The 22,830-nt window shown below is 61.8% G+C and carries 23 protein-coding genes and 1 other RNA gene; 13 read left to right on the forward strand and 11 right to left on the reverse strand.

The features are described 5' to 3' along the window. The first annotated feature begins 488 nt into the window (after positions 1 to 488). Positions 489 to 1,175: a hypothetical protein gene (locus tag DLM_RS09600; RefSeq protein ID WP_145985820.1), complete on the forward strand. Its 687-nt coding sequence runs from the start codon at positions 489 to 491 to the stop codon at positions 1,173 to 1,175. Between the two features lie 20 nt (positions 1,176 to 1,195). Here DLM_RS09600 and yjjJ read toward each other — a convergent pair whose 3' ends face one another. Together yjjJ and DLM_RS09610 are read right to left on the reverse strand one after the other, a co-directional pair. Next, positions 1,196 to 2,500: a type II toxin-antitoxin system HipA family toxin YjjJ gene (gene yjjJ / locus DLM_RS09605; RefSeq protein WP_089083282.1), complete on the reverse strand. Its 1,305-nt coding sequence runs from the start codon at positions 2,498 to 2,500 to the stop codon at positions 1,196 to 1,198. A gap of 128 nt (positions 2,501 to 2,628) precedes the next feature. After that, on the reverse strand, positions 2,629 to 3,309 hold the full coding sequence (locus DLM_RS09610) for a M24 family metallopeptidase (RefSeq protein WP_089083281.1): 681 nt from the start codon (positions 3,307 to 3,309) through the stop codon (positions 2,629 to 2,631). 149 nt (positions 3,310 to 3,458) lie between these two features. Here DLM_RS09610 and DLM_RS09615 point away from each other — a divergent pair, with 149 nt between their 5' ends. The 3 genes from DLM_RS09615 to ssrA all read left to right on the forward strand — a co-directional run bounded on the left by DLM_RS09615 (position 3,459) and on the right by ssrA (position 4,857). Next, on the forward strand, positions 3,459 to 3,713 hold the full coding sequence (locus DLM_RS09615; RefSeq protein WP_089083280.1) for a DUF333 domain-containing protein: 255 nt from the start codon (positions 3,459 to 3,461) through the stop codon (positions 3,711 to 3,713). Between the two features lie 248 nt (positions 3,714 to 3,961). Continuing rightward, positions 3,962 to 4,426, forward strand: coding sequence for an OmpA family protein (locus DLM_RS09620; RefSeq protein ID WP_167467078.1), 465 nt, complete (start codon positions 3,962 to 3,964; stop codon positions 4,424 to 4,426). A gap of 66 nt (positions 4,427 to 4,492) precedes the next feature. Continuing rightward, positions 4,493 to 4,857: a transfer-messenger RNA gene (gene ssrA / locus DLM_RS09625) on the forward strand. A 116-nt stretch (positions 4,858 to 4,973) separates the two neighbouring features. Here the strand turns inward: ssrA and DLM_RS09630 are convergent. Together DLM_RS09630 and DLM_RS09635 are read right to left on the reverse strand one after the other, a co-directional pair. Continuing rightward, on the reverse strand, positions 4,974 to 6,587 hold the full coding sequence (locus DLM_RS09630) for a methyl-accepting chemotaxis protein (protein WP_089083278.1): 1,614 nt from the start codon (positions 6,585 to 6,587) through the stop codon (positions 4,974 to 4,976). A gap of 438 nt (positions 6,588 to 7,025) precedes the next feature. After that, a complete protein-coding gene (locus DLM_RS09635; RefSeq protein ID WP_089083277.1) occupies positions 7,026 to 7,919 on the reverse strand; it encodes a homocysteine S-methyltransferase family protein in 894 nt (297 codons plus the stop codon). A 149-nt stretch (positions 7,920 to 8,068) separates the two neighbouring features. On the opposite strand from DLM_RS09635, the gene DLM_RS09640 reads away from it, so the two are divergent. Together DLM_RS09640 and DLM_RS09645 are read left to right on the forward strand one after the other, a co-directional pair. Continuing rightward, complete coding sequence (locus tag DLM_RS09640) at positions 8,069 to 8,899, forward strand: transporter substrate-binding domain-containing protein (protein ID WP_089083276.1); 831 nt, start codon at positions 8,069 to 8,071, stop codon at positions 8,897 to 8,899. A gap of 60 nt (positions 8,900 to 8,959) precedes the next feature. Then, positions 8,960 to 9,736 (forward strand): amino acid ABC transporter permease, encoded by a 777-nt coding sequence (locus DLM_RS09645; RefSeq protein WP_089083275.1) that lies wholly within the window; start codon positions 8,960 to 8,962, stop codon positions 9,734 to 9,736. Between the two features lie 9 nt (positions 9,737 to 9,745). On the opposite strand, the gene DLM_RS09650 is transcribed toward DLM_RS09645, so the two are convergent. From DLM_RS09650 to DLM_RS09660, 3 genes are all read right to left on the reverse strand, one after another. Further along, on the reverse strand, positions 9,746 to 10,495 hold the full coding sequence (locus tag DLM_RS09650; protein ID WP_089083274.1) for an ABC transporter permease: 750 nt from the start codon (positions 10,493 to 10,495) through the stop codon (positions 9,746 to 9,748). Next, a complete protein-coding gene (locus tag DLM_RS09655) occupies positions 10,495 to 11,010 on the reverse strand; it encodes an ABC transporter ATP-binding protein (RefSeq protein WP_145985821.1) in 516 nt (171 codons plus the stop codon). Before DLM_RS09655 ends, DLM_RS09650 begins: the two co-directional genes overlap by 1 nt. 233 nt (positions 11,011 to 11,243) lie before the next feature. Beyond that, positions 11,244 to 12,455: a hypothetical protein gene (locus DLM_RS09660; protein ID WP_089083272.1), complete on the reverse strand. Its 1,212-nt coding sequence runs from the start codon at positions 12,453 to 12,455 to the stop codon at positions 11,244 to 11,246. 240 nt (positions 12,456 to 12,695) lie between these two features. On the opposite strand from DLM_RS09660, the gene DLM_RS09665 reads away from it, so the two are divergent. The 3 genes from DLM_RS09665 (at position 12,696) to DLM_RS09675 (ending at position 15,176) form a co-directional block, all read left to right on the forward strand. After that, positions 12,696 to 13,454, forward strand: a complete 759-nt coding sequence (locus DLM_RS09665) for an amino acid ABC transporter substrate-binding protein (RefSeq protein WP_089083271.1) — start codon at positions 12,696 to 12,698, stop codon at positions 13,452 to 13,454. Positions 13,455 to 13,734: 280 nt separating this feature from the next. After that, entirely contained in the window at positions 13,735 to 14,415 is a 681-nt protein-coding gene (locus tag DLM_RS09670; protein WP_089083270.1) for an amino acid ABC transporter permease, read from the forward strand. Continuing rightward, positions 14,412 to 15,176 carry an amino acid ABC transporter ATP-binding protein gene (locus DLM_RS09675; RefSeq protein ID WP_089083269.1) on the forward strand — a complete coding sequence of 255 codons (765 nt, stop codon included), beginning with the start codon at positions 14,412 to 14,414 and terminating at the stop codon, positions 15,174 to 15,176. Before DLM_RS09670 ends, DLM_RS09675 begins: the two co-directional genes overlap by 4 nt. Positions 15,177 to 15,389: 213 nt before the next feature. Here the strand turns inward: DLM_RS09675 and DLM_RS09680 are convergent, their stop codons facing one another. Both DLM_RS09680 and DLM_RS09685 read right to left on the reverse strand, forming a co-directional pair. After that, entirely contained in the window at positions 15,390 to 16,169 is a 780-nt protein-coding gene (locus tag DLM_RS09680) for a MetQ/NlpA family ABC transporter substrate-binding protein (protein WP_089083268.1), read from the reverse strand. Then, positions 16,166 to 17,227, reverse strand: a complete 1,062-nt coding sequence (locus DLM_RS09685) for an isopenicillin N synthase family dioxygenase (RefSeq protein ID WP_089083529.1) — start codon at positions 17,225 to 17,227, stop codon at positions 16,166 to 16,168. The genes DLM_RS09680 and DLM_RS09685 overlap by 4 nt, the downstream gene beginning before the upstream one ends. A gap of 368 nt (positions 17,228 to 17,595) precedes the next feature. On the opposite strand from DLM_RS09685, the gene DLM_RS09690 reads away from it, so the two are divergent. Further along, positions 17,596 to 18,870, forward strand: a complete 1,275-nt coding sequence (locus DLM_RS09690; RefSeq protein WP_089083267.1) for a RidA family protein — start codon at positions 17,596 to 17,598, stop codon at positions 18,868 to 18,870. Positions 18,871 to 19,004: 134 nt separating this feature from the next. Here the strand turns inward: DLM_RS09690 and DLM_RS09695 are convergent, their stop codons facing one another. Next, positions 19,005 to 20,426 carry a PLP-dependent aminotransferase family protein gene (locus DLM_RS09695; protein ID WP_167467080.1) on the reverse strand — a complete coding sequence of 474 codons (1,422 nt, stop codon included), beginning with the start codon at positions 20,424 to 20,426 and terminating at the stop codon, positions 19,005 to 19,007. Positions 20,427 to 20,601: 175 nt separating this feature from the next. On the opposite strand from DLM_RS09695, the gene DLM_RS09700 reads away from it, so the two are divergent. Then, on the forward strand, positions 20,602 to 20,856 hold the full coding sequence (locus DLM_RS09700; RefSeq protein WP_089083265.1) for a hypothetical protein: 255 nt from the start codon (positions 20,602 to 20,604) through the stop codon (positions 20,854 to 20,856). On the opposite strand, the gene DLM_RS09705 is transcribed toward DLM_RS09700, so the two are convergent. Continuing rightward, on the reverse strand, positions 20,853 to 21,770 hold the full coding sequence (locus tag DLM_RS09705; RefSeq protein WP_089083264.1) for a LysR family transcriptional regulator: 918 nt from the start codon (positions 21,768 to 21,770) through the stop codon (positions 20,853 to 20,855). The genes DLM_RS09700 and DLM_RS09705 overlap by 4 nt on opposite strands. Positions 21,771 to 21,848: 78 nt before the next feature. Here DLM_RS09705 and DLM_RS09710 point away from each other — a divergent pair, with 78 nt between their 5' ends. Then, entirely contained in the window at positions 21,849 to 22,331 is a 483-nt protein-coding gene (locus DLM_RS09710; protein ID WP_089083263.1) for a DinB family protein, read from the forward strand. 13 nt (positions 22,332 to 22,344) lie between these two features. Then, on the forward strand, positions 22,345 to 22,827 hold the full coding sequence (locus DLM_RS09715; RefSeq protein ID WP_089083262.1) for an OsmC family protein: 483 nt from the start codon (positions 22,345 to 22,347) through the stop codon (positions 22,825 to 22,827). The last annotated feature ends 3 nt before the right edge of the window (positions 22,828 to 22,830 follow it).

The following is a 22,830-nucleotide window of genomic DNA, read 5'->3' on the forward strand; positions in this document are numbered from 1 at the left end:
CTCAACGCTGCCGAATAAATCCATTTTCCCCATCGAAAAACCACCAAACCGATGCGACCAATGGCCCCGTCAAGCATGCCGACGGGTGGCCGGGGCGAGGTTTTAAGCGCCTGCCTTGTTTGAGCGATTTGACGTTAGCAAATCGCGAGTTCAGGCGCGCCTCGCACCGGTCGGGACCTGTCGGGCAGCCGCAGGCCATGCTTGTGGGGTGGCCTTGGAGGTGAAGGAGGGCTTGGCCACTCAAGCCCTCTTTCCCGTCCGCCGCGCGGAAGCGGCAACACAAAACATTATCCGCGCAGCGGATTCCCGCTTAGGGCTGAACCATTGGTCAATCCCACTCGCACAACCATCTATTGCCGCAATGGATATTGACCGCTAGCCTCCAAGACTTGCGTTTAACAACGCAACGGGTTTGGCGACCCATCACCAGCAAAAAACCAAGTAAGCAACCTATTAACTTGCGTCTATTGCACGTGAAGGACATCGCCATGACCGAAACCAAGCTGCATCCCCCTCCCCTTACCCTGTCCTACCTCGGCAAACCCATCCGCCTGCACCTCCACCCCCACACCTGCTGCCTGCACGGCGACGACATCCTGCAACTATTCGGCCCACGCTTGCGCCACCGCCTGCAACACATCCTCCAACAACATCCCTGCTGTAAACACCCACCACACGACAGCCCGCAACACTACTGGCCGGAAAACACTCTGCAACAGGTGCTGCGCCAAATCCATCGCCCCGCTACGGAACGCCTGCGCCACTGGCTGAACCACCAAGTCCTCCCTGCCCTGCAGCAGCGCCCAAGCGACGCCCCACGCCACGACCAGGCACTGGCCATGGCTGCGGAGGCCGGGCAGCAGATCAGCCATGCGGTATTACGTGCGGTTCTGGAACAGGGACAAGGCTGGCAGCACGGCCATTGGCTGCTGACGCTGCGCTTCACCCCCAACCACCCCAGCCGCCATACACATGGCCGACTGGTGGCGCTCAACAGCCAGGCCACACCCTTGCAGGCACTGGCTCAGCACATTGCCGCGCCGGATGGTTTGCCCAGCAGCAATGTGGAATTACTGCGGTTGGCGGAGGCTTGCCATCAGCTATTGGCCAGACGGATGAACAAACAGGCGTGGCGGGTGGAGGCGGCGGAAGACCGGACAATTGGGCCGGAGTAGAACCCGGCTGCGGGCCGGGTTCAGCCCAGCCGCGCAATGCGCACGGCGGCAGTGTCGATATGCGCGCCCAATGCAGTAATGCAGGGGCGGAAGCTGGCAGAGAAAGCCGGATGACTAAGCAGGCGGGCATGGTAGTCCTGTGCCAGGGCCAGGGCCTGCTGCCAGCAGGCCGCATCTACCTCTGCGCTCAGCACAGCGGGCGGCAGCGTGTCCACCAGCGCACCACCGCTGCGCGGGGCAAAGGCCATGGGCAGCATGTCGTAGGCCGGGGCCAGTTGGTAGGGGCGGCCATGCAGGCTGGTGAAGGACAGATTGCCGCTGTGCATGTCGGTATTGCCAATCAGCGTGCCAAACGCCCATAACAAGGCGGCACCGGCATGGGACTGCGGCGTGACATGGCCTGCCGCCACCAGCCGCTGCACCACCACCGGCCACGGTGCATGGGCGGCGCCGACAAATTCGGCATCCAGCGCGCGCAAGGAAAACACCCCTACCCGCCCCAGCGTACCGATGCGGTCAAAGCGGGGTACTTCCAGAAAGCGCTGCGCGCCACAATCCACCACGCTGCTGGCCACCCCCAGTACGGCAAGGGCAAGATGCTCGGCCAACAGCAGATCGCGCCAGCGCTGGCTGACCGGATTGTCATCGGCGGCGGAAAACTTCACCAGCACGTGGCCGTGTTCGCGGTAGGCGCAGAATTTGGGTTGCTCGCCACCGGCGGAGGAACCGGGCAGCTCGCCCGCACTGGCGGCACTGGCCAGGCGCGGGTAGTCGTGTTGCGGCCTGACTGCTTGCGGCAGCGGCATGGATAGAAAATGCTCACGGGCAGCGTCGCCTATCAGCAAATTGCCAATCACATCATGACCATGTGCCAGCAAGGCACGCAGCACTTCGGCATCACTCCAGTGTTCCGGATTGGCCGGCAGTTGCAGGCTGCCTGCATGGGCGGAGGCATAAGCCCGGCCCAGATAGCCCTGGGGCCGCATATCGTACAGCCACCATGGCAGCCCGTCGCTGTGCAGGGTGATGCCATCGGCCTGCTGCATGACAAAGCCTTGTGGCCGCACTGGCAGCAAGCGGCCCAGTTGGCGGATTTGCCCGGCGTCGCTGACGCGGTACACCGGCACCGCCAGTGCGCTGCGAGTGCTGTCGAATAGCGCATAGTGAATAGCTGGCCCGGCACCCAGCCGCACCACCTCTTCGCCCAGGGCAGACAGCGCGCGCGATATCGTCGGCTGACTTAAGCCTGTTTTTTCAACAAGTTGCCTGGCGGTACAAAGCCCGGCAGCCAGTTGTTGGCGGATGGAATCTGCATGACGCGACATGATGTGAATTGAATTATGAATAGATAAATGAATAGCTATTCTAGACCTAATCCACACTGGCGTCACGCAGCCCCCTCTGCCGGCATCGCCAGCACAGGCCAGCCCGGCGGCCACCTTGCCCCGCTGCCTTATTCCGTCCGCCGCAGCAGCAAATCTTCATAGAAGGCCCCATAGGGCAAGACGGGATGGCGAATCTGGATTTCCAGAATCCACAAGCCGGTGTCCGGACAGGCGGCAAAGTCGCCCAGCTTGCCCGCCTGATAAATGGCATGCGGGAAGTCGGACACCCGATGGCCGCGCACTTCCAGATTCAGCTGCCAGCCCATGGCAGCGGCCTGCCGGGCCGCGTAATCATACAAGGCGGCTCCGGCACAGCCGGTGCGCTGCCACCAGTCACGCACCCGTTGCCACAGCGTCTGTGCCGCCAGCGCGCAGGCCCGCATCTGCTCATCATCGCCCACCACAAAGCTGGCACCGGCATCACCTTCGTGACCATCCCACACCACGCCAAGATCGATGAAATAGATATCGTTTTCCGCCAGCACAATCTCCGGCTTGCTTTGCTGGTGGAAGGTTTGCAGCGTATTGCACGCAAAGCGGATGACGATGCCGTGCCAGATCCGCTCCATTCCCATGGCCTCCAACGTGCGGCGCGCCACGGCCTTGGCTTGCCGCTCGGTCATGCCGGGACGGATCTGCGCGGCAATGCGGTGAATGGCGTCAAAGGTAAGATCGCGGGCTTGTTGCATCTTGGCCAGGGAAAACTGCGGGCCTACCGCTTGCGGATGCGGGCTGTGGGTATGGGTCATGGCAAAACCTGTGCGGGAGCAAACAAGAGAAACTAGCATCCCGGCGGCACCCGCCGGCATGACACAGGCGGCGGTTTCTGCCAGTTTTACGACCACACAAGCGGAAGCCGCCTTTATACTGCAACACCACGCCAACACTGCCATCTGCCATGACACAGCGCACCACCACCTTGCTATTTGCCCTCTCGCTTGCTGCTGTACTGTCTGCCTGCACTACCGCACCGGCCAGCCCTGCCATGCCTGCAGTTGGGCTGGCCAATCCGGCGTCGCTGCATTGCCTGCAGCGCGGAGGCCAGCTACTGCCACGTCAGGACCAGACAGGTAATGAATACGCCATGTGCCGACTGCCAGACGGCCAACTGCTCGAAGAGTGGGCACTGTTCCGCCAGGATAAGAACCACTAACAAAAACCTGCTGCCGCCTTGCAGCACCTGGCCGCACTGCCGCCATGGCCGGCGGCAGTACCGCTTGCCCAGGGATGCGGCGCGATTTTGTTAGCTGCAAAGGCAACTGCAGCCGCAATATCGCGCCGCATGTCATCCCATCCGCCGCCAATGCGTTAAGACAAGAGAGTATGGCCAACAGGCCATGCGTGACTGCGCCAAGGTTTGTCCTGGCGCACTTTACTTTCCCGCAACTGGATACTCTTACCATGAAACGCATTCTGCTTTGCTGTCTTGCTAGCCTCGCCCTGTCTGCCTGTTCCAGCAACAAGGCACCGCAGGCTCCGGCCAGCACCCCGGTAGCCGCCGCACCGCAAGCCGCCCAGCCGGTGACAGACAGCGCAGCACTCGCCAAAGCCGCCCTCGACAAGAAGATTGATGCCAATATGGCCGCCAATCCGGCATTTGTACCGTTTGCCAACGACAGCCGAGAGCTGGATGAAGTGGGCAAGGGCCAGATTCTGCGCCAGATTGCCAGCTTCCAGTCCGACAAAAAGCTGATCGTGCGTGGCTACTGCCAGCGCGGCAGCACCAGCAACGCCCGCGCCGTGGCCCATGCCCGCGCCGTGGCCGTGAAGCAGTTCCTGGTGGCGTCCGGCGTGTCGGCCAAACACATCATCCTGCGCATCAATACCGACAAGCAGGCCCAGGGCGTACAGATTTCCGGCAAGTAAGCGCCCCATCCCTGCCAGCAGGCTGGCGCGAGCGGGCTTTGTTCTATATACTTGTCAGTCTTATCTGGGGGCGACCTGGTTTCGACGGGGGTTGCGAAGCAGATGAGGGCATACCGGGATTTCAGTCACCCCGTAAAACACTGAATTTTTTTAGTCGCAAACGACGAAACTTACGCTCTAGCAGCCTAACGGCCGGCTAGACACTACAACGGTTCGCAGATGGGCCGGGGGCGTCAAAACCCTGTAGTGTCACTCTACATCTGCTAGTGCCTTTCCGGGTTACTTGGTCTGGTGCGAAACTTTAGGTAACTCGCCAAAGCTCAGCCTGTCCGTCGGCGTAGCGGAGGTTAAATCCAAATGACACGACTAAGTATGTAGAACTCACTGTAGAGGACTTTCGGACGCGGGTTCGATTCCCGCCGCCTCCACCAGAACCTCTAAAAGCCATTGATGATCAGTATTTACTGATTCTCAATGGCTTTTTTCATGCCTTGTTAGCTAAGGGTGACACCCACGGACTGCCAGATGCTGCGGCAGTCCGTGTGGTTTACAGCGTGTAGGCTTGCAGGGTGGCGATTTGTTTTTCTGCCAGTTGTGCCAGATGGCTTGCCGTATCCGCCGTGGTTTGCGCGGCGGCATTGGCTTGTTCTGCCATCTGTGCGCTGCGCTCCACTTCCCCGGCAATATTGTCGCTGGCCACGCCCTGCTGGCTGATGGCCGCGCTGATTTCATCCACCAGATTGCCGGCAGCGGCCGAGGCGGTGCCGATTTGCTTGATGGCATGATCGGCCAGGTCTGCCCTGGCCACGCCACTGCTTACCCGTTGCTCTGCCGACTGCATCTGTTCAAAGGCTTGTTGCGCGCGGGTAATCATGGTGTCGATGGTTGTCGCGATTTCCTGTGTTGAACGCGCGGTACGCTCGGCCAGCTTGCGAACCTCATCTGCCACCACGGCAAAACCGCGCCCCTGTTCGCCGGCACGGGCGGCTTCGATGGCTGCGTTCAGTGCCAGCAGATTGGTCTGGTCGGCAATGTCGCGGATCACCATTACCACCATGCTGACCTTGCCACTGTCGTCTTCCAGTGCGCGGATGCTGGCGGATGCGGTTTCTACCATAGTGGCAATCTCGCGAATGTCCGTGATGGTCTGCCCGACAATGTCCGAGCATTCGGCAAGCAACTGGCCGGCATTGCCGGACTGTGCATTGGCTTCCTGCGCACGGCTGGCAATGTGATTGATGCTGACGGTCATTTCTTCTATGGTTGCCGCCATGCTTGCGGCTGCCTGGCTTTGCTCTGACGATGCGCAGGATACTTGTCCGGCGGTGTCGGACATCAGTGCCGAAGCCTGGGCAACCTGTTGCGCGCCTTGCAGGATGCTGCCCAGATTTGCCTGCAGCACGGCCAGCAGATGATTGAAGGCCTCGGCGGTGCAACCGATTTCATCCTGCTGCTGTACCTTGGCGCGCTGGGTGAAGTCCAGGGTGCGGCTGACCTCCAGCATGCTGCCTTGCATGCCCGCCAGGCCGCGGCGTATGGTGCGGAACAATTGCGCACCCAGCACGCCGGATGCGATGAGTGACAAGGCCATCAGGCCAATGGCCATTTGCATCGAGGCGCTGTAGCTGTCCTGGTTTTGCTGATCCAGGCTGTGTACCTGCTGAAAGATGTAGGCAACGTGCTCATTAAAGCGCTGCCCCAGCGCCGTGCTCATGGCGCGGGCATCCACCACCAGCGCACGGAATGCACCGTCGCGGTCGGTGGCACTCTGGCTGACCACGCGATCCCTTACCGTCCGGTAGCGCTCCAGGGCTTGCTGATCGGCAGCCAGCATCCGCATGTCGGCCTCGTCGCTGGCGTGGTGCGCGCGGTAGCCGGCCAGAAAGTCATCCAGCTTGCGATCATTGTCGAGCATGGCCTGCCTGGCGGCCTGGCGTATGGTTGTATCCGGTGCCACCAGAAACTTCAGGGTTGCCAGCCGCATTTCTGCCATGCTGTGCTGCGCCTCGGTAATGGCGGCAATGCTGGCCGTCGTATTGAGTGACACAAACCGGAAACGCTGCTGGGCTTGATGCAACTGCCAGAGTCCGTAAGAACCAACGAGCAGCATGGCCAGCAAGCCGACCGCCTGGGTCAGGATAATGCGGTGAGTGATTTGCATAGTGTTCTCATAGGGATAAGTGCCTGTCACCCACCCGGAGCGCAATATCCATGCCAGGTAAATTTTAAAATAAACCCGTTGATTTTAAACCGTATTATTTATGCCGCATGCCATGGCCCTACGGCATGCCGTAAACAAGTCCCAAGAAAATGGACGGATTTCCGTCATCCGGCACCGCGGTGACAGCAAGCCAGTAAAAGCAGCAAGGCTTGGGAGTGCGATGGGCAGCAAAGCTGGCAAGCCTGGCGCATGGGGCCAACAGCAACGGGTAAGTGTCAGGCGCTCAGGCGGCCAAGGTGGCCGGCAAGACAAGGCGGCAGCAGGAAGCGCCACCAGAGGGGGGGTGATGTAAACAGCGGAGCCGCCAGCAGCAGCGGCCCGAAAAGGCCGCGGGCCGGTTGGCAAGCGCATGGCCTGCCACCCGGCCCGCCGTCCTGACTAGCCCAGTTGTTGCGCCAGTCTGGCGATGTGTTCCGGCGTAATGCCGCAGCAGCCGCCCACAATACCTGCCCCCTTGCCTACCCAGCGCTCGGCCCAGCCCAGGTAGTTTTGCGGTGTCAGGTCGGCACGGATTTCGTCCAGCGTGGCATTGGCCTTGGCATCTTTCGGGGTGGGCGGGAAGGCATTGGCATACACGCCCAGTTGCAGGCTTTGGCCTTGTTCTTGCAGCACGGCATTGGCGGCATCCAGCGCCGCTTCCATCACCTCGGGCTGGCTGCAGTTGAACAGCACGGCAGCCGCGCCCAGCTTGATGGCTTCGGCCACGGCCGCGCTGACGGTTTCGCCGGAGCGCAGCCGTGCCACGCTGTCGACATCTTCATCCTGCAGGGTGAAGGACAGCCACAGCGGCTTATCCTGCTCGCCCAATGCCTGACGCACGGCGCGCACCTCGGCCAGCGAGCTTTGGGTTTCGGCCAGCCATACGTCCACATGCGGCGCAAGCCCGGCAATCAGCACCCGGTGAATGGCCAGTGAATCCGCCTCGTTGAACAGGTCGGGGCGATAGGAACCCAGCGCCGGCGGCAGCGAACCTGCCACCAGTACCGCATGCGCGGCCTTGTTCGCGCTGCGGCGGGCCAGCTCACCCGCCAATGCGGCCAGACGCTCGCCGTGCTGCTCGAAACGCTGCTGGCCGATGTGAAACGGCACCACGGCGTAGCTGTTGGTGGTAATCACGCGGGCTCCGGCATTGACGAAGGCATCATGTGCCTGCTCGACAAAATGCGGACCTTCCAGCAGCGCCAGTGCCGACCATTCCGGCTGCTGGAACGGCGCACCAATGCGTTTGAGTTCGCGGCCCATGCCGCCATCGAGAATCAGGGTTTGGCTCATATGCTTATCCAGGCAATTCAGCGCGATCAGCAGCGCCTGCGGCGTGCATGATGCGTGAAAATGTTATATATTTATACGCAAACAAATTGGTAATTATTATAATAGTTTGATATATAGATTAACACCCAAACAGCATTCAGACCATAAAAATGTTCCAAAGACAAACCAAGATCACCAAGACGCTGACCGCCCTTGCCCTGCTGGCCGCCAGCCAGAGCCATGCCGGTGCCACCCTGGACCACGTGCAGAAAAGCGGCGTACTGCGCGGCGTGCTGCTGGAAAGCTACCCGCCCTACTCCTTCCTTAACAGCAAAAACCAGTTGGATGGCTTTGATGTGGATGTGGCCAAGGCCGTGGCGAAAAAGCTGGGCGTCAAGCTGAAACTGGACACCCCGTCCTGGGAAGTGATTGCCGCCGGCAAATGGGGCGCGCGTTGGGATATCTGCATCTGCTCGATGACGCCCAACAAGGAAAGAGCCCAGGTACTGGACTTCCCGGTGTTCTACTACAACTCGCCGGCAGTACTGATTGCCAATGTGGCTGACAAGAAAACCCGCAGCATCAAGGACCTGGAGGGCAAGAAGATTGCCGTACAGCAAGGCTCCTCCTATGAAAGCTATCTGCAGAAGAAGCTGATCATTGAAGCGCCGAATGCCGTGCAGCCGGCCTACCCCTTCAACAAGGTGGTGATTGCGCCGTATGACAACGAGGAACTGGCCTACCAGGACCTGGCGCTGGGCGCGGGCAAGCGCGTGGATGCGGTGATTTCCAACCTGGTGACCGCGCGTGAACGCATCAGCAAGACCGGCAAGTTCCGCATTGTGGGCAGCCCGCTGTACCAGGAACCCAACTGGGTGGCCGTGGACAAGGGCGATGCGCAATGGAATGCCCGCGTCAAACAAATCATTACCGAGCTGAAGAAAGACGGCACGCTCAGCGCCATTTCCAAAAAATGGATTGGCAGCGATATCACCAACTAAGAACCAGCCCCGTGGCGGCATGCAGCCGTCCGGGGCTTTCTGCTTTTGTCTGTCCGCATCATGAAACTGGAAAATCGATTCAGGCTGCAAGTCGGCCTGGTCATGTTGTGTCTGCTGGGCGGCTTTGTCTGGTTCGTCAATGCCTTTGAACTGGACTACCACTTTGCCCTGAGCAAGCTGCCCCTGCTGGCCGGGCTGGAATTAAGCCCGGAAGGCTTTATCCAGGGCATTCCGCTTACCCTGTTGCTCTGCCTGCTGTCCACCGTGCTGGCGGTGATGATTGGCATGCTGTCTGCGCTGGGCCGCTTGTCGCAAAACCCGCTGCTGTACGGCCTGGCCACCTTTTACAATTCCTTCTTCAAGGGTACGCCGCTCCTGGTGCAGATCCTGCTGATCTACCTGGGCCTGCCGCAGCTGGGAGTCGTACCCACCGCCATTCCGTCCGGTGTGGCCGCGCTGGCGCTGTGCTATGGCGCTTACCTGAGCGAAGTATTCCGCTCCGCCATTCTGTCCATCCACCGTGGTCAGTGGGATGCCGGCAAGGCACTGGGGCTCAAGCCGCAGGCCATCATGCGCCACATCATTTTGCCGCAGGCAATGAAAGTGGCGGTGCCACCCACCTTCAGCATGTTCATTTCCATGTTGAAGGACTCCTCGCTGGTGTCGGTGATGGGCCTGTGGGAGCTGATGTTCCTGGCGCAAAGCTATGGCCGTTCGGCTTACCGCTATATGGAGATGCTGCTCACCGCGGCCATCCTGTACTGGCTGCTGTCCATCGTGCTGGAACTGTTCCAGCACCGGCTGGAAGTCAGGCTGTCCGCATCCAGCCGCCGCTGAACACCCACCTCACAGCCGTCCGCCCCTGCCCTGCAGTGAGCGGACCACCCAAGCGGCTGCCAGCATGGCGATCAGCAGCAATACGGCGCTGTTTGCGGGCAGCGCGGAATAACGCCCTCCTAGCACGCCGCGCAGCAAGTCCACCGCGTACGCGGCTGGATTCAGCCTGGCCAGCCCTTGCAGCCAGGCTGGTGCCAGTTCCAGCGGGTACAAGGCCCCGGACAACAAGAACATCGGCAGGGTGAGCGTGTTGGATACCACCGGAAACACCATCACAGAACGGAAAGGCAGCGCCATCACCAGCGCCAGTGCCGAAAAAACCAGCGCGCACAAGCACATGGCCAGCAGGAAAGACAGCAGCGACAGCGGCGAAAAAGCCAGCCCCAACACCGGGGCAAACGGCAGCAGCAATACCGATTGCACCAGCGCCACAACGGTACAGGACAGGATTCTGGCCAGCGCCAGCGTGCTGCGCGGCAAGGGAGAAACCAGCAGCGCCCTGAACACTCCCACCTGACGGTCATGCACCACGCCCACCGCTGCCGATGCGGCGGCAAACATCAGCGACATGGCCACGATGCCCGGATAGATATAAGCCTGATAACGGCTGTCCAGCGCATAGGTGCCACCAGCAAGACCGGCCCCCAGAATAAACAGATACATCAGCGGCTGCGCCAGGCTTAGCAGGATGCGCAGTGGATTGAGCCAGTAGCGCTTGAGTTCCAGCCAGATCAGCAGCAACAGCGTTTGCGGCAGCATCAGCGCGCTCCCGCCGTGGCAGCCGCAATGGGCTGCAGCCGGCCATCCACCAGCCGGATGCACTGCTCTGCCGCCGCGGCTTCTTCTGGCCGATGGGTGCTGAACAACACCGTCACCCCCTGTTGACGCAGCCCGGCGATCTGTTGCCAGAATGCCCGGCTGGCAGCCTCATCCAGCCCCTGGGTAGGCTCATCCAGCAGCAGCAGGCGCGGTGCGGCCAGGCTGGCCCGCATCAGTTCCAGTTGCCGACGCTGACCACCGGACAGACTTTCCACCCTGCGCCCGGCCATCGGCTCCCAGCCGCAGGCCGCCAGTTGCGCCGCGCAGCGGCTGCGGGCGGCGGCACCGGCAAAACCATAGCAACAGGCAATCAGCAGCAGGTTGTCCCACACCGACAAGCGCGGCTCCAGCGCGCCATCCTGAAACACCACGCCCAACTGGCGGCGGATGTCAGCCGCCTGGCGGCGTGCATCCAAACCCAGAATATGGACACTGCCCTGATCGGGCTGCAGCATGGTGGCCACTACGGCCAGCAAGGTGCTAGCGCATGCATCCTACGTCCTTGGCATTTTTGCTGAAATTGATACGAATCAATCAAAGCGGGACGCAATGACTCTGGAATGAAATCAACGGCAAAGCCCCCGCCACCGGCACGGCGCAGGGTCAGTTGCTACAGGATGGAGATAACGATGGGATGCGCCCTGCCCGCAGCGCAATAGCGGCGGCCAGGCACGCGCGCCCGGTCTGCTCAGCCTGTCTGGCGGCAGGAATCGGCAGCACCGGCAGGCACTGCCATTGCCGGATCGAAATGCAGCCACTGCGGCCCGGCCTCCGTCAGCGACAGCCAGTCAAGCAGCCCATTACTGCGCACCAGCCCTACACTGCCCAGAGGCCGCCAGCTCACCGGGCGGCCATTGCTGGCCGCTAGCAGCCCGGCCAGGCGCAAAGAGGCCGAACCGGCCACCAACTGCATCAGGCGGCCATCCGCCGCCGGCAGATAAACCGAATTGCCAGCGGCCGCCATGCCCGCCTCGCGTACCAGCAGCGGCAGGCAGTCCAGCCGGGCTTGCGTGCGGCCGGCACTATCCACCAGCATGGCAAAGCCGTGGCCGTCAGCATTGCCGGCCAGCAGGAAACGGGCCGGCTCGGGCAGCCAGATCAGGTTGTAGCTGTAATACTGCAGGCGCTCCCACAGTACCCGCTCACCACTGATGGTGCCCTTGTACACATCCAGCAGCGCCATTTTCAGCCGCGCGTCCTGCCTGCCGGGGACAAACTGCTGCCACAGCAGCAGCGCAACACGCTCTGCGCCAGCCAGCATCGGCCACCAAGCCCGCTGCCCGTCGGCAATATCCAGGCTGTACAGTGGCCGGCCATCCGCATCGTAAACCCCGGCATACACGCCGTTGCCGCTGCCCAGATCATCCACCCCGCCGCCATCCACCCAGCCATCGGAATAAAACAGCACAAAACGCTCGCCCACCGCCGCCACATGGCCGGAATGGGTACCGGCCTCCACGGTTTGCGGATAGGGTTTGACCGGCCGCAAGGCGGCATCGTAAACCCCGTAACGCTGGCTGACTTCCTGCCCCGAGCGCCAGCCATCCTCGAAGGTCAGCATCACCCGTCCGCGGGTATTGCGCGCAGCGGATACCGGCTCCTGCGCTTCCGGCCTGGCAATGAATACCCGTGGTCGGCCAACGGCACCGTCCGTCGCCCGCCACGGCTGGACATAGACATCATGGGTCCAGCTACCGGCACGGTCCGGACCACGCGGCGGCAGGCCGGCGCTGCTGAAAAACACATTGAAACTGCCCGGTTCTGCTGCCGGCACCGCCGCCACGCCATGCATGAAGCGGCGCAAGTCGCCCTGGTCCGGGCGCAAGCCAGCCCGCGCTTGGCCAGCAGGCAGCAGCGCCAACAGGCAGCTCATTAGCAGGATATTGCTCAACAGGTGCATGTTTACTCCTTGAGACGACACGGCCACGCGCCAATGGCACCGTCATGGTAGTCCACCAGCCTCCTGCGCGCTGCCTGCAACGGCGGACGAGCCAGCGCTGCCGGCCAAACCCGCCTTATTCACTTTACTGATAAGCAATGCTTGATTAATTGCTTATCCGAATATAGCAGCCACGTTATAGTCGCCGCAGGCCGCCACCAGGCGGCAAGACATCACGACAAAAACAGCCAGGAGTACCTTGTGAAACGATTTGCCATTGCCGCCCTGCTCGCCTCCATTCTGCCGGGCCTTGCCGCCGCTGAAGACCTTGCCAAGATCAAATCCGCCGGTGTCATCCGCGTGGGCACCGAAGGCACATACGCGCCGTTTACCTATCACGATGCCAGCGGCAAGCTGGTGGGTTTTGATGTGGAAATTGCCCAGGCGGTGGCCGCCAAGCTGGGCGTGAAAGCCGAATTCATCGAAGGCAAATGGGACGGCCTGATTGCCGGCCTGGATGCCAACCGTTACGACGCCGTGGCCAACGAGGTATCGATTACCGAAGCCCGCAAGGCCAAGTACGACTTCTCCAACGCCTATATCGCCTCCAAGGCCGCGCTGATCGTGAATGGCAATAGCCCGATCAAGACCTTTGCCGACCTCAAGGGCAAGAAGTCCGCCAACACCCTGACCAGCAACTTCGGCAAGCTGGCGCAATCCTTCGGTGCAGAAGTCGTCCCGGTACAAGGCTTTAACGATTCGCTCGAGCTGCTGGCTTCCGGCCGCGTGGATGCCACCATCAACGACAGCCTATCCTTCCTGGATTACAAAAAGCACCAGCCCAACTCCAAACTGCGCATTGCCGCCACCGAAAAGGACGCCGACTTCTCCGGCATCATTTTCCGCAAGGGCAACCCGCAACTGCAGGCCGCCATCAACAAGGCACTGGCTGACATCAAGGCGGACGGCACTTACCAGAAGATTTCCTTCAAGTACTTTGGCGAAGACGTGTCGCACTAAGCATATCCCGCCCCGGACTTGCCAGCTTGCCCCGTCCTGCGGGGCCGCAGGCTGCGGACAAAGTGATTAGGTACGGTTTCACTGGACCCGGCAAAGCCGGGCCTTTCGACTAAGTCATGACTTCCGCAGCCTTACCGTCTACTCCCTATCCCCCCGCCCTTTCCCTGAAAGGGAGCCTCGCTTTCCTGTCGGAAAACGAGAGGGTTTCGTCAAAATCTGCCGCCCCGTCCTACGGGGCAATTTTGTTGGCACAACACGATAACAATAATGGAGTCGGCACATGCCTGAATGGTTGAAACTGATGGTGGAATCATTGCCGCCGCTGCTGTATGCAGGGCTGGTGTTCACCGTACCGCTTACCCTGCTGTCCTTTGCTTGTGGCCTGTCGCTGGGCTTTGTCACCGCGCTGGTGCGGCTGTATGGCCCCAAGCCGCTGGCGGACGGCTTCCGCTTTTATGTGTGGCTGATCCGCGGCACGCCCTTGCTGGTGCAACTGTTCCTGATTTTTTACGGCCTGCCCAAGGCCGGCATCGTGTTTGACCCGCTGCCGGCCGCTGTCATCGGTTTTTCGCTGAACGTGGGGGCCTACACTTCGGAAGTGATCCGCGCCGCCCTGCTGGCGGTACCGCGCGGCCAATGGGAAGCCGCCTATTCCATCGGCCTGACCTGGGCCCAGGCCATGCGCCGCACCATTTTGCCGCAGGCCAGCCGCGTGGCCGTGCCGCCCTTGGCCAATACCTTCATCTCGCTGATCAAGGACACCTCGCTGGCCGCGGTGCTGACCGTGCCGGAAATCTTCCAAGCCGCGCAGCGCATTGCCTCGGTCACCTATGAACCGCTGATCCTGTATACCGAAACTGCGCTGATCTACCTGCTGTTCAGCTCCGTGCTGTCCGCCGGCCAGCAAAAACTGGAAGCCCGCTTTGGCCAGCACCTGCACCAGGCCCAGGAGACGAAATGATTCAACTGCACAATATCGACAAGCATTTTGGCAGCCAGCATGTGCTCAAGGATGTCTCGCTGCATGTGCCGCCCGGCCAGGTGACGGCGCTGATCGGCCCGTCCGGCAGCGGCAAGAGCACCCTGCTGCGTTGCATCAATCTGCTGGAAACCCCCAGCGCCGGACAGATTACCCTGGGCGATGCCAGCCTGCAGTTTGGCCATGGCCATGCCCAGCCGGGCCGTCAGGACATGCATCGCCTGCGTCTGCAAACCGGCATGGTATTCCAGAACTTCCAACTGTTTCCGCATCGCACCGCGCTGGAAAACGTAATGGAAGGCCTGCTGGTGGTGAAGAAATGGCCGCGTGCCCAGGCCGAAGCCCGCGCCCGTGAACTGCTGCAACAAGTGGGCATGGCGCACAAGGCGGATGCCTGGCCCGGCACCCTGTCCGGCGGCCAGCAGCAACGGGTGGCCATCGCCCGCGCACTGGCCCAGTCCCCCGGCCTGCTGCTGTGTGACGAACCCACCTCGGCACTGGACCCGGAGCTGGCCAGCGAAGTGGTGGCCGTGCTGCGCCAACTGGCTGCCAACAAGATGACCATGCTGATTGCCACCCACGACCTGCGGCTGGCCGCCACACTGGCCGACACCGTGGTGTTTCTGGAAGATGGCCGCATCGTGGAGCAAGGCAGCAGCCGCCAGTTATTCCTGCACCCGCAAAACCCGCGTACCGCCAGCTATGTGTCCACGCTGAAGGAAGGGCTGCCGGAAGACTGGTAAAACCCTGTTCTGTCAGTCAGCAACACAAAGGCGTCCGCCGTGAGGGGACGCCTTTGTTGCGGCTGACCAAGTGATTTGGTGCGCTTGCACTGGACCCGGCAAAGCCGGGCCTTGCGACTAAAAAGCTGATTCCGCAACCTTCCCGTCTATTCCCTATCCCCCCGCCCTTTCCCTGAAAGCGAGAAGAGCCTGGCTGGCATCAGGACGCCGGGTTCAGAACACCGGCACCACCGCACCCTGATAACGCTGGTCGATGAACTGGCGCACCTCGTCGGTGGACAGCGCCGCCACCAGTTTTTTCAGCGCCGGGCTGCTGCGGTTATCCTCGCGCGACACGATGATGTTGGCGTAAGGAGATTGGCTGCCTTCGCTGAACAGCGCATCACGCTTGGGTTTCAACCCGCCTTGCAACGCGTAATTGGTATTGATCAGCGCAATGTCCACCTGATCCAGCACGCGTGGCAGGGTGGCGGCTTCCAGTTCCTTGATCTTGAAATGGTGCGGGTTGCTGCTGATGTCACGCGCGCTGGCCAGGATATTGGCCGGGTCCTTCAGGCTGATCAGGCCCTGCTTGTGCAGCAGCAGCAAGGCGCGGCCGGTATTGGACGGGTCGTTGGGAATGGCGATGGTGGCACCATCCGGCAGCTCGCTGGTCTTGCGGTACTTGTGCGAGTACGCGCCGAACGGTTCCACATGGATGGCTGCCACGCTTACCAGCCGGGTGCCCTTGGACTTGTTGAAGCTATCCAGGAAGGGCTGGTGCTGGAAGTAGTTGGCGTCGATTTCCTTGCCGGCCACCGCCAGGTTTTCCTGCAGGCCATTGCTGAACACCTTCACTTTCAACTCGATACCCTGCTTGGCCAGCGCCGGTTTTACATGCTCCAGGATTTCGGCGTGCGGTACGGCTTCGGCACCGATGGTCAGCACTTCGGCGTGGGCGGTGAGGCTGGCGGCCAGGCCGAACAAGGCCAGCCAGAGGGTTGCGCGTTTCATGCATATTCTCCTGCGGAGGTGGGAAGGGAAGCAGCCTGCAATGCTTGCGGGGAAAGCAGGTCGGCATGGTGGCGGACGGCCACCTTGGGATGGGAGCGCAGCCGTCCTTTGAGATAATTGTCACCAATACGGTAAAACAGCGGGTTGTCCGGGTCGGCCTCCGGGCCGCGTGCTTCGGCGGCTAATTGCGCCGGCAATTGCAGCAGCGGAATGGTGGCATCCAGCCGCGGGCCAAGGAAAAAGGCCACCGACAAGCGGTCCTTGCCCTCTGGCGGACTCAGCACCCGATGCACATTGGCCCGCAGATATCCATCGGATGCCATTTCCAGCGATTCACCGATATTGACGATGAAACTGCCCGGCAATGACGGCGCATCAAGCCAGCCCTGCTCGGTTTCCACTTGCAGGCCGTCCTGGCTATCGTCTTGCAGCAACAGGGTGAGAAAGCCGCCGTCCTTGTGCGGCCCCACGCCCTGCCCGGCTGCACCTTGCCGGCTGCCCGGATAACGGATGATTTTCAGATGCTGCACCGGGGCTTCGACAAAGGCAGCGTCGAAAATGTCGACCGGCTGCTGCAGGGCTTCGGCAAAGGCACGCAACAGGCGGATGGAAAGGCGGGTGGTTTCCTGCTGCCAGTCCAGCAGCACCGGTTTGAGTTGCGGCAAGGCCGTCGGCCATTGATTGGGGCCTTGCAGACGCCACCACGGCCCCTGCGCTGCCAGGTCGGGCCGCGGGGGGCGCTCGGCACCGATATCCAGTTGTTCGCGCCAGTCGGCGGCACCGCGGGTGCGTTCTTCACCGGCACGGGTATAGCCGCGAAAATGCGGCGAGTTTTCCATGTCGATGGCCAGCTTGTCGGCTTCTGGCAGGGCAAAGAATGCCCGTGCGGCCTGACGCAGCGCCGTCACCTTGTCAGCGGCAATACCATGGCCGACCAGATAAAAGAAACCGTGGTCGCGTGCCGCGCCGCGCAGTTGTTGCAGCAGTTGCTGACGTTGTTCGGTGCTGCCATCAAGCAGGCTGATATCAATAACGGGCAAGGCGGGTGAATGTGGCATGGTGGCTCCGGGTGCGGCACGGCTGGCGTGCGGTTTAAGCACCACGATAAGGCAGGGCATGCCGGCAAGGAAGCAAGAAAAGCTGATTTGCATATCAGCGCGCATGCAGGTGGACACTCAAGCCGTCACGGATAAAGTGATATTTCCATGTCATCACAAAAAACAGGCTGATTCCGGCCTTATTTTGAGTAGCTGATGACATTGTTGACATATATCAACGTTTGCTAATTTACAAAGAATAAGCACACGCTTATATTCACCGCTGTTCAATCAGGGACGCCACGACAGGCAGGCAAACCCAGCCAGACGGCAAGGAAATGCCCGGCAGCAGCGTCGCAATCCATACCCAGCACAAGGTGAGTCACACTATGAGCAACTACAACGCAGTCCTGGCACGCAATACCGACAAAGCGCCGCAGGCAATCGGCCCCTACTCCCAAACCGTGGCCTTTTCCCACTACAACAATCTGTCGGCCCAACTGCCGGTAGACCCGGCCACTGGCAAGCTGGTGGCCGGCGGCATCCGCGAACAGGCTCAGCAGTGCTTTGCCAACATCAAGGCCGTGATCGACAGCATTGGCCACAGTCTGAACGATGTGGTGCGCATCTCCATTTTCCTGCAGGACATCCGTGACCTCGACGTGGTGCAACAGGTGTATGCCAACTTCTTTACCGGCCAGTTGCCGGCACTGACCACCGTGGCGGTGGACGCCCTGCCGCTGCAGGCGCTGGTACAAGTGGAAGCGCTGGTTTCCAACGGCGAAGGCACCATCCCGCATGCACCGCAAGCCGGCGACCTGATCAAGGTAGCGCGCAACACACCCAAGGCCCCGTGCAGCGTGCTGTCCACCCAGACCGTGGCCTTTTCCCACTACAACAATATTTCCGCCCAGTTGCCGATCGACCCGGATACCGGCGCGCTGGTGGCCGGCGGCGTGCAGGAACAGACCGCGCAATGCCTGAAGAACATCAAGACCATCCTGGAAAACATTGATGTTCCCTTTGACGACATTGTCAAAATCAACGTTTTCCTGAAAGACCTGGCCGATACCGCTGCCGTGGACGCGGTATACACCACTTTCTTCCCGGATTCCGCCATTGCCCGCGCCGCTGCCTATTTCCCGGCACGCACCACCATTGCCGCCGCCGGCCTGCCGCTGGATGCGCTGGTGCAGATCGAAGCCGTGGTTTCCCATGGCGACGGCACCCCGCCGCAAGCGGTGGAAGACCGTCACGGCATCGTCATCCAGGCAGCCAACACCAGTGATGCGCCGCGCAGCCGCATTGCCACCCAGAGCGTGGCCTTCTCGCACTACAACCACATTTCGGCCCAACTGCCGCTGGAAGCCGGCAGCGGCAAACTGGTGGCCGGCGATATCAGCCAGCAGGCTAGGCTGTGTCTGCAGCACATCCAGACCATCGTGGAAAGCATCAACCACTCACTGGCCGATGTGGTGAAGGTAAACATCTTCCTGAAGAACATCGACGATATCGCCGCCGTGGACAGCGTGTACCGCACCTTCTTCCCCACCGGCACCCCGGCACGCCGCACCGTTGGCGTGGTTGCGCTGCCACAGGATGCGCTGATCCAGATTGACGCCGTGGTGGCCCACGCCGAAGGCACTGCGCCCAAGGCCCGCTAAGGCCGGATGCCAGGCAGACGGCCCGTGCTGGCAGCAAGCCTGGGCAGCAAAACGCTCAACCTTTCCGTGGTGGTGGTTGAGCGTTTTGCCATCTGCGCGGCCGGATCGGACCGCTATGCGGAAATCTGCCGGGCTCAGCCGGCATATTGCTGGCGCACCAATTGGCCCAGCCGTACCAGCCGCGCCTGTTGCACCGCGCTCCACGGCTCGGCGCAGGACAGGCGCACGCAGTGGCGGTAGTCGCCACGCGGCGAAAACAGCGGGCCGGGGGCCAGCCCTATGCCCTCCTGCCGTGCTTGCCGGTGCAGCGTCAGACTGTCGAACTCCTGGGGGAACTCCAGCCACAGCACAAAGCCGCCTTGCGGGCGCGTATAACGCACATCGGCCGGAAAATAGCGCGCCAGCCCATCCAGCAGGCCCTGCATCTGGCTGGCAATGGCACGGCGCAGACGGCGCATGTGACGCGGGTAGGCACCGCTTTCCAGAAAGCGCGCCAGTACCGCCTGGTTGAGCGTGGGCGTGGAATGCGTGCTCAGGTATTTCTGCACCTCCACCTGGCTGCGATAGCGGCCAGGATCTATCCAGCCTATGCGCAGGCCCGGTGCCACATCCTTGGTGAGCGAGGCGCAGTACAGCACATTGCCGCTGCGATCGAATGCCTTGATGGGGCGTGGCCGCTGCCGGCCATAGTAGAACTCGCCGTAGACATCATCCTCGATCAGCGGAATGCCGCGTGCGGCCAGCATATCGGCCACTTTTTCCTTGGCGGCGTCCGGCATCAGCGCGCCCAGCGGATTGGAAAAATTGGGCACCAGAATCACCGCCTTGATGGCGGCATCGCGCGTGGCCAGCTCCAGCGCGTCCACCGAAATGCCGCTGACCGGATCGGTGGGGATTTCCACCACGCGCAGCCCCAGCGCCTTTAGCGTGAACAGCAGCGAAAAATACGCCGGGGACTCCACCGCCACCACATCGCCCGGCTGGGTAAGGGCGCGCAGCGCCAGATTCAGCGCCTCGATGGTGCCCTGGGTGACAATCAGTTGTTCCGGGTGCAACTGGCCGCCCCACTCCATGGCCAGCCGGGCAATCTGGCGCTTGAAATCCAGATAGCCGCTGGGGCGGCCATAGTCGGACAGCAAGTCAGGATGCCTGCGCATGCAGTCCAGCGTCATGCGCTGCAACTGGGCGGTGGGCAGCAGCGCATGCGGTGCCACCGCACTGCGAAAGCCCTGCATGCGTTCGGTGTGCTGCTCGGACTGATCCTCGACATAGCTCCACAGCAGCGGATCGACCGCCACTTCGGTAGGCGCGGCCAGCCGCAACACATGCCCGCTCTCGCTGCGCAAGCGCACAAAGTAGCCGGACTGCGGCCTGGCTTCCACCAGGCCCAGGTCTTCCAGCCGTCGGAAAGCCTGCTGCACCGTGCTCAGGCTGAGGCCGCGCCGCAGTTTCATCTCGCGCAGCGAAGGCAGGCGTTCGCCGGCACGCAGCACGCGGGCGCGGATCTGGGCGGCGATATCATCCGCCAGTTGCAGGTAAAGAGGCTGGGTATCCATGCCGCCATGATAAGGGATTGTCCGCGCCGCACCACGCACAGTTGTACACAAAAACAGGCAGTACAGTTGCCGCAAAACCATAACTGTCATGGCTGATTATCGACAACTGTGTGGCTACCGGCGCAGCACCCCGCCCTCTAAGCTGTGTTTCATCAACAGCAGGGGAGCATGCAAGATGAGCACACTGATATTGCGCCAGGGCGAAGTGATGCGCCTGAGCGGACAACTGCCACTGTCCTTGCAGGTAGCGCAGGGACGCATCTGGATCAGCTACTGCGGCCAGGATGTGATTCTGCGGCGCGGTGACTGCTGGCAGCCAGGCCAGGCCCGTGGCGAAATCCTGCTGCTGGAGGCCATGAACGGGCCGGCGGCGCTGGAGCTGCAACTGACAGGTCAGCACGCCCCGCTGCGTTTGGCCAGCTGCAACTAGTCTGGCTGGCCGAAGCTTTCGTGCAGGAAGTCCAGCATGGCGGTGAGCTTGGCCTGATGCTGGCGGCCCGGCGGGTACAAGGCGGTAAGCGGCATGCTGTCGTCCACCCGCCACGGCTGCAGGATTTCCACCAGCCGCCCGTCCTGCAATGCCGGCTCCAGCAAGAAGGCCGACTGGCGGATGATGCCGGCCCCGGCCAGCGCCAGGCTAAGCAGGGATTCGGCACTGTCCACGCTCAGCCGGGCGCTGACATCCACCCGTCGCAATTCGCCATCCACCATGAAGGGCCACTGGTCGGCCTGCTCCACATCGGCCACCACCAGGCACTGGTGCTGCGCCAGTTGCTCCGGATGTTGCGGACTGCCGTACTGGCGCAGATAGGCCGGTGCCGCACACACCTTGCGCGGCAGGCTGGCAATGGGGCGCGCCACCAGATTATCCACCGGGCCCAGCGGCCCCAGCCGCAAGCCCAGGTCGAAACCGTCGGCGGCGATATCCACCAGATGGTCGCTCACCGACAAGGCCAGCCGCAGTTGCGGATAGCGCGCCATGAAGCGTGGCAGCGCCGGTAGCAACTGCTGGTTGCCAAAGGCAGTCCCCACGGTAATGCGCAGCGTGCCTTGCGGAATATTGCGGCCAAAGCGCAGATCGGCCTCGGCATTGGCCAGCTCGTCCACGATGCGCCGGGCATGGGCAATGAAGCGCTCGCCCTCCGCGGTGGCCACCACCCGGCGCGTGCTGCGGGCAAACAGGCGGCAGCCCAGCCGTTTTTCCAGCCGGTCTATCGCCTTGGACAAGGCCGAGGCCGTCAGCCCCAGCCGTGCTGCCGCCCGCGTAAAGCTGGCGGTTTCGCTCAGATACAGCACGGCCAGCAGCTCGCCGGTTTGTGTTTCCACCATATTGATGAATCCCATTCAGCAATAATTTTCCTGAGTGGCCGATTCTAAAAGGCAAAAAGCAGAATAAGCTAGGATTTTTCACGGAGAACACCGATGCAAGCCCTGTTACCCACCCTCTTCCAGGCCAAGGCCTGGGCCAACCAGCAATTATTTGCCCTGTTGGAACAGCAACTGCAGGCACTGGCTGCCGACACCCAGACCGCCGCCGTGCGCATGCTGAACCATGTGTGGCTGGTGGAACAGATCTTCCAAGCCAATCTGCAGCAGCAGCCGCATGGCTTTGAGGCGCTGAACACGCCGGATACGCCAACGCTGGCCGCGCTGCAGGCGCGCCAGCAGGCCAGCGATGCCTGGTATCAGCAATATCTGCGCAGCATGGATGCCAGCCAGTTGGGCGAGGCGGTGGACTTCCGCTTTGTCGATGGCAAGCCGGGCAGGATGCAGCGCTGTGAGATGCTGCTGCATCTGATCACCCACGGCAGCTATCATCGCGGCATGGTGGGCCGCATGCTGGCCGAGGCGGGAATCCGCCCGCCCAAGGACAGCCTGACCATTTTTCTGCATCAAACCGCCTGAACGGGAGAACACAATGGCGCAATTCGTGGTGGAAGTGGAATGGCAACGCAGCGGTCAGGATTTTCTCAACCGTCGCTACAGCCGCAAGCATGTGCTGCGCTTTGATGGCGGGGCCGAGGTGGCGGCGTCGTCCTCCCCCGCCGTGGTGCCGCTGCCGATGTCGGACGCCAGCGCGGTGGACCCGGAAGAAGCCTTTGTGGCAGCGCTGTCCAGTTGCCACATGCTGTGGTTTCTGGACCTGGCCGCCCGTGCCGGTTTCACGGTGGAGCGTTATCTGGACCGGGCCAGTGGCGAGATGGGCAAGAATGCCGCCGGGCAATTGGCCATCACCCGCGTCACGCTGCGGCCGGATGTGCAATTTGGCAGTGCCAACCCGCCCAGCGCGGCCCAGCATGCCCAACTGCACCATCAGGCACACAGCAACTGCTTTATTGCCAATTCCGTGACATCTACCGTGCTATGCCAGCCGGTGGGGCTGGAAGACACGGCAGCCTAGTCG

Source organism: Aquitalea magnusonii, assembly GCF_002217795.2.
GTDB lineage: Bacteria > Pseudomonadota > Gammaproteobacteria > Burkholderiales > Chromobacteriaceae > Aquitalea > Aquitalea magnusonii_B.

Excerpts from the sequence above, each read along its gene's own strand:
- DLM_RS09675 (WP_089083269.1), top strand. The coding sequence starts at position 14,412 with ATGATTCAACTGCACAATATCGACAAGCATTTTGGCAGCCAGCATGTG.
- DLM_RS09610 (WP_089083281.1), bottom strand. The coding sequence starts at position 3,309 with ATGACCCATACCCACAGCCCGCATCCGCAAGCGGTAGGCCCGCAGTTT.
- DLM_RS09645 (WP_089083275.1), top strand. The coding sequence starts at position 8,960 with ATGAAACTGGAAAATCGATTCAGGCTGCAAGTCGGCCTGGTCATGTTG.
- DLM_RS09715 (WP_089083262.1), top strand. The coding sequence starts at position 22,345 with ATGGCGCAATTCGTGGTGGAAGTGGAATGGCAACGCAGCGGTCAGGAT.
- DLM_RS09660 (WP_089083272.1), bottom strand. The coding sequence starts at position 12,455 with ATGCACCTGTTGAGCAATATCCTGCTAATGAGCTGCCTGTTGGCGCTG.
- DLM_RS09685 (WP_089083529.1), bottom strand. The coding sequence starts at position 17,227 with ATGCCACATTCACCCGCCTTGCCCGTTATTGATATCAGCCTGCTTGAT.
- DLM_RS09700 (WP_089083265.1), top strand. The coding sequence starts at position 20,602 with ATGAGCACACTGATATTGCGCCAGGGCGAAGTGATGCGCCTGAGCGGA.
- DLM_RS09655 (WP_145985821.1), bottom strand. The coding sequence starts at position 11,010 with ATGCTGCAGCCCGATCAGGGCAGTGTCCATATTCTGGGTTTGGATGCA.
- DLM_RS09705 (WP_089083264.1), bottom strand. The coding sequence starts at position 21,770 with ATGGGATTCATCAATATGGTGGAAACACAAACCGGCGAGCTGCTGGCC.
- DLM_RS09690 (WP_089083267.1), top strand. The coding sequence starts at position 17,596 with ATGAGCAACTACAACGCAGTCCTGGCACGCAATACCGACAAAGCGCCG.
- DLM_RS09620 (WP_167467078.1), top strand. The coding sequence starts at position 3,962 with ATGAAACGCATTCTGCTTTGCTGTCTTGCTAGCCTCGCCCTGTCTGCC.
- DLM_RS09680 (WP_089083268.1), bottom strand. The coding sequence starts at position 16,169 with ATGAAACGCGCAACCCTCTGGCTGGCCTTGTTCGGCCTGGCCGCCAGC.
- DLM_RS09630 (WP_089083278.1), bottom strand. The coding sequence starts at position 6,587 with ATGCAAATCACTCACCGCATTATCCTGACCCAGGCGGTCGGCTTGCTG.
- DLM_RS09710 (WP_089083263.1), top strand. The coding sequence starts at position 21,849 with ATGCAAGCCCTGTTACCCACCCTCTTCCAGGCCAAGGCCTGGGCCAAC.
- DLM_RS09650 (WP_089083274.1), bottom strand. The coding sequence starts at position 10,495 with ATGCTGCCGCAAACGCTGTTGCTGCTGATCTGGCTGGAACTCAAGCGC.
- DLM_RS09640 (WP_089083276.1), top strand. The coding sequence starts at position 8,069 with ATGTTCCAAAGACAAACCAAGATCACCAAGACGCTGACCGCCCTTGCC.
- DLM_RS09635 (WP_089083277.1), bottom strand. The coding sequence starts at position 7,919 with ATGAGCCAAACCCTGATTCTCGATGGCGGCATGGGCCGCGAACTCAAA.
- DLM_RS09670 (WP_089083270.1), top strand. The coding sequence starts at position 13,735 with ATGCCTGAATGGTTGAAACTGATGGTGGAATCATTGCCGCCGCTGCTG.
- yjjJ (WP_089083282.1), bottom strand. The coding sequence starts at position 2,500 with ATGTCGCGTCATGCAGATTCCATCCGCCAACAACTGGCTGCCGGGCTT.
- DLM_RS09600 (WP_145985820.1), top strand. The coding sequence starts at position 489 with ATGACCGAAACCAAGCTGCATCCCCCTCCCCTTACCCTGTCCTACCTC.
- DLM_RS09615 (WP_089083280.1), top strand. The coding sequence starts at position 3,459 with ATGACACAGCGCACCACCACCTTGCTATTTGCCCTCTCGCTTGCTGCT.
- DLM_RS09695 (WP_167467080.1), bottom strand. The coding sequence starts at position 20,426 with ATGGATACCCAGCCTCTTTACCTGCAACTGGCGGATGATATCGCCGCC.